Below are 1,009 nucleotides of genomic sequence, written 5' to 3'. Positions count from 1 at the left end.
ATAATGTATTTTATTTCTAAAGATACTTAAGCGTTCATCAAATTATAGGAGGTTTTCTCAATTGCTAATACAAGCAGTTGCTATAGAGGAGATTTATCAAGAAATCTTAGATGGAAAGAGAAGTCGTTTTCCTGCAAATACATGGAAGGAAGATACTGATAATGAACTCGCTCGAAGAGTAATAAAATATTTAATTGAAACAATTTTAAAATGGGATGATGAGGAAATTAGAAAGAAGTGGAATACACCATTATTGGTGAAGTACAGACTACGTGGCTTGCTTAATCATAGTTATGATAATAGCCCCTATAAGGCCATCGATCATTTATATCCGGGACGTTTTAAAGAGTGGGAATTTGGTATGGCTCCTTTAAACTTTTGGACTAAAGAAAAGGCTTTACAAGCACTAAAATGGACTATTGAAGAGAAAGAGCAGTTATCTAGAGAAACGCTTTTGAAATTGTACGGAAAAAAATGGTTAGAACAAAACAAGCTTGCTTCACCTCTAAATATATTTTGGAAGGGTAGTCCCTATTCAATGCTTAGTGATTTGTATCCGGGGCGTTTCAAAGAGTGGGAATTTGCTATGACACCTAATAATTTCTGGACTAAGGAAAGAGCCTTAGAAGCGCTAAGATGGACTATTGAGGAGAAAGAAAAGCTATCCAGCCAACAAATAATTGATTTTTATAATATAAAATGGCTAATTGCTAATAAATTAGCATCAGCTTGTAAATTAATCTGGAATGACAGCCCATATAGAATGATTAATGATTTGTATCCAGGGCGTTTTAAAGAGTGGGAATTCGCTATAACACCTAATCATTTCTGGACTAAGAAAAAAGCTTTAGAAGCATTAAAATGGACTATTGAAGAGAAAGAAAGACTGACAGAAAATGAGCTTTTAAGTATATATAGTCAAAAATGGTTAATAAAACATAAGTTATGGACACCATTAAAAAGATATTGGAATGGTAGTCCTTATTCAATGCTTAACGATTTATATCCC

The 1,009-nt window shown here is 33.1% G+C and carries 1 protein-coding gene; it reads left to right on the top strand.

Annotated features, from left to right (window positions below; genetic code table 11):
* Positions 1–67: 67 nt before the first annotated feature.
* Positions 68–1,009, top strand: a 942-nt coding sequence (locus ACQGS6_RS29250; RefSeq protein WP_426966092.1) for a DUF4046 domain-containing protein, incomplete at its 3' end; no start/stop codon positions are given.

Origin of the sequence: Bacillus sp. GMs2/2, assembly GCF_050172095.1 — a bacterium.
Classification (GTDB): domain Bacteria; phylum Bacillota; class Bacilli; order Bacillales; family Bacillaceae_G; genus Bacillus_A; species Bacillus_A cereus.
This window is presented reverse-complemented; position numbering and strand designations above follow the sequence as displayed.